Source organism: Candidatus Cloacimonadota bacterium (assembly GCA_011372345.1).
Classification (GTDB): Bacteria; Cloacimonadota; Cloacimonadia; order Cloacimonadales; family TCS61; genus DRTC01.
The window spans coordinates 1-3,506 of sequence record DRTC01000582.1 but is presented as its reverse complement, the minus strand read 5'-3'; the positions used below and the strand labels follow the sequence as shown (position 1 = coordinate 3,506).

2 protein-coding genes are annotated in these 3,506 nt (G+C 34.3%); both read left to right on the top strand.

Annotated features, from left to right (window positions below):
• Window positions 1–325 precede the first annotated feature (325 nt).
• A complete protein-coding gene (locus tag ENL20_11165; protein HHE39111.1) occupies window positions 326–2,152 on the top strand; it encodes a hypothetical protein in 1,827 nt (608 codons plus the stop codon).
• 14 nt (window positions 2,153–2,166) lie between these two features.
• The coding region (locus ENL20_11160) for a hypothetical protein (GenBank protein HHE39110.1) at window positions 2,167–3,506 on the top strand (1,340 nt) is incomplete at its 3' end.

Genomic DNA, 3,506 nt, shown 5'->3' with positions numbered 1-3,506 from the left:
TTTTCCTTATCCCTTTGATCTTGATCCTTCCCGGATTTTTTCATCTCGATGGTATCTGGTTTGCTTTTCCGGTTTCTGATGTTTTAGCTACAATTGTTACTCTGATGATGCTTTATAGAGAGAGAAAGAGATTTAAATAATATTTTGTTTCCAGAATTCTAACAAATCTTTGACATTTTTAAATTTTTTTGTTGACACTTCACAATAGCAAAATATAAAAGAAAATCAGAAGTGTGTTGGAAAATTTCTGAACACGTTCTTACATAAAAACCATCGCAGAAATTTTGTTAATTATACACTTTAAAAATATTCGAGGAGGTATGTTATGAAGATTTGTAAGTTATCGTTCATTATGCTAATTATTATTGTTAGCATAACATTCTGGTCTTGTTGTAAAAAAACACCACTTGATCTCACTCATCATGAACTATCGGAACCGAATTCTTATCCCACTATCGATACTTCCGTTCTAACCGACGGGGTCGATTTTTCGGTTGGCTATTACAATGGCAACATCAGGACAGACAGGGTAAGTCTTGATTGGGCAGCAAGTACAGATGCAGATTTTTTGTGTTATAATATCTTCCGGGAGGAAGGTGAACCTGATTATTCTTTTGAAGGTTTTGAAGGCGGTTCACTACCAGGATCATGGACAACTTACGGAGATTTTGGTGGCTGGTATGTTACCAACCAGAATAGTTATGAAGGTAATTATTGTGCTCGTTCTTACAGTGGAAATTACGGGTATGAATATTTAGAAACCACAATCAATGTTGCTGAAAATTCCTATATTTTTATTTCTTTCTGGGCATACGGTAGTACTGACGGTGAAGGTAGTTTTAGAATCAACGGTTCAACGCAAGATTACTGGTATGACTATGAAAGTTGGGATTATTTTACATTTTACTATTATACAGGTTCATATTCGTCTATTACTTTAGAATGGAGATATTATACCGGTTATTATGGATATGGTTTGATCGATAATGTCGAAGTAGAAGTTTTTGAAGAAGGAAACCGGATTACTCAGTTAGAAACCATCATTGATAAAAACTTAACCACATTCACCGATATGGCTCTTACTCAAAATCAATATTATACTTACAAAATTGCTTCGATAGTTGAACAGGGAACACATAAAATCGACGAAGTTCAGATTAAAACACCAAAATGGTTAGCTCCGGATAGTATCGATGCAACCGGATTAAGTTCGACAATAGTAGAATTATCCTGGTTGGATAATTCGGAATCGGAAACAGCTTTCGTTATTCTTGTCGATACTCTAGATGTCGATTCACAGGTTTATATAAATATGGATTCCTTAGAAGTAGATAAAAATGTAACAAACAAGATTATCTCAAATCTGGATAATGAGCATTTTTATCAATTTAGAGTTCGAGCTACTAATGATTGGGAAGATGATACGCCAGAAATTGAAAGCAATCCTTTTATGATTTTGTTTGAACCGCCTTCCGATCTTTTCGCTTCTCAGATGTTCGATTCAAAATCAGTTTTTCTGGAATGGACAGATCAATCATCTATCGAGAATGGTTTTGATGTCGAGCGCAAAATTAATTCCGAAGATTTTACTAAAATAGCTCAAGTAGAAAAAGATATTACGGAATATACTGATAATGACACCACCGAATTTGAATATGGAGACACGATCACTTATCGAATTCGGGCTTTTAATGATTATGAAGAGATCGAATATACTGAATATTCAAATGAAGAAGTTGTAGTTCTTTCCGAAATGAATGGAATTAACGATGATTTTGAAATGGGTATCGTTCAATCCTACTGGGAAACATACGGAAACTGGTATATAACAGATGAAGACGCTTTTGAAAGTAATTACAGTATAAGGTGCCCGAGTTCATATTATGAAACTTATCATCTTGAAGCTACGTTAGATGTCCCGGAATACACTTATATCACAATTTCTTTTTATACCAGAGAAGGTGATACGAGTGGAGATGGCGATCTGTATATAAACGGATATTATCAACTCGATTGGGATGGTGGTTACAATTGGTTTTATAGATATACTACTTATTATACTGGTGAAAATTCCCAGATAACACTTCAATGGGAATATGATACCGGTTCTTATGGATATGCGTATCTCGATAATATCCAGGTAACCTGGTAAAAGGAGGATTGAAAATGAGAAAACCAATGTTTATAATCATACTTTTTATGTTAGTTTTGTTTTCTTCGTTATCTGCTCAGGAACCTGTTTCGATTCGCAGTCAATCTTGTGCAAATATCATTGAAGATGATTGGGATCTTATCTATGATCCAATAGATTTAAAATTCATCGAGGGAACTTTTTTCTTCTCCAATTTAGCAGATTTTAATAGTTTCTACCGTGAAAATGAAGGAGATTGGACTGAACAAAATGAACCTTTCCTAACTGAACTTCCTCTCGGAATGTCATTTCAAAATCCATTCTCAAAAAAACTTAAACATGCTTTTCTATTCAGGATCAGAGATTCTAAAATATCAGAATTCGCTAATGGTGGTATCGGAGAATTTGAAAGGAAAACCACAAATTACTTCGATTCAAACGGTGATGGACTTTTTGATAATCAAACCCTTTTTTCCGGTAAATATAAAAATTACGATATCAGCAATCGAATCGGATTTGTTTTTAATAATAATTTCATTTTCGGAAAAAACACGATCGGTTTGAAATTTACTTGTGATAAACAGAAAGATGAAGATGATGAAGCAGCAGAGGATATGGGAATCTGGAATTTCGGAGGTTATCTACAGGGAGTAAATTGGAACGATCACGGATTTGATGAATCTACATACAACTATTTAATGGAAGATGAATACTCGGATTTCAACTTTTCCGAAAAAGGTGATTTCACAACGATAAACGAAAATTCTAATTTAAGATTTAACCTGGCTTTTATGAGAGAATTTGCTATTAAAGGAATAAATCCGGAATTCAGATTTGATCTAATCCATCAACAACTGGTTATGGGTAAGGTTCAAATAAATGACAATTATTCTGGAGATTACACTGAATTAGGTGTTCCCGACAGCTTGAATAACCAAGATCTGGAAACCGGGATAATTACCGATTCTTATGAAATGGTCAGAGATGAAAGCGGAAGTTCGAATACTATCGGTTTTTCTGTTAGAAATGTATTCGATAAACAAGATCAAAGAAAAAATGATGGCTTCTGGGAAATCGGTTCGAGTTTTGGATTTGGTTCAGGAGATTATGAATTCTTGGAAGAATGTAAATTGAACACAGAACAAACAGCTACGCTCACCGATACCCTTGTTGTCGATTGGAAACAAATAGATTCCGAATATGATCTGATTGATGATCACGGTGATTATAAAATCTCGACTGCAGACTTTTTCAGCAGGTTTAACATCCCTCTAAATCAATCCATTAATTTTGGATTTGGGGGATTTTATCATCGTCAGGTTCTGGAAAGAGAAACCAATTATATCGAAAAAACAGAAGACTTAACCGAATTCAC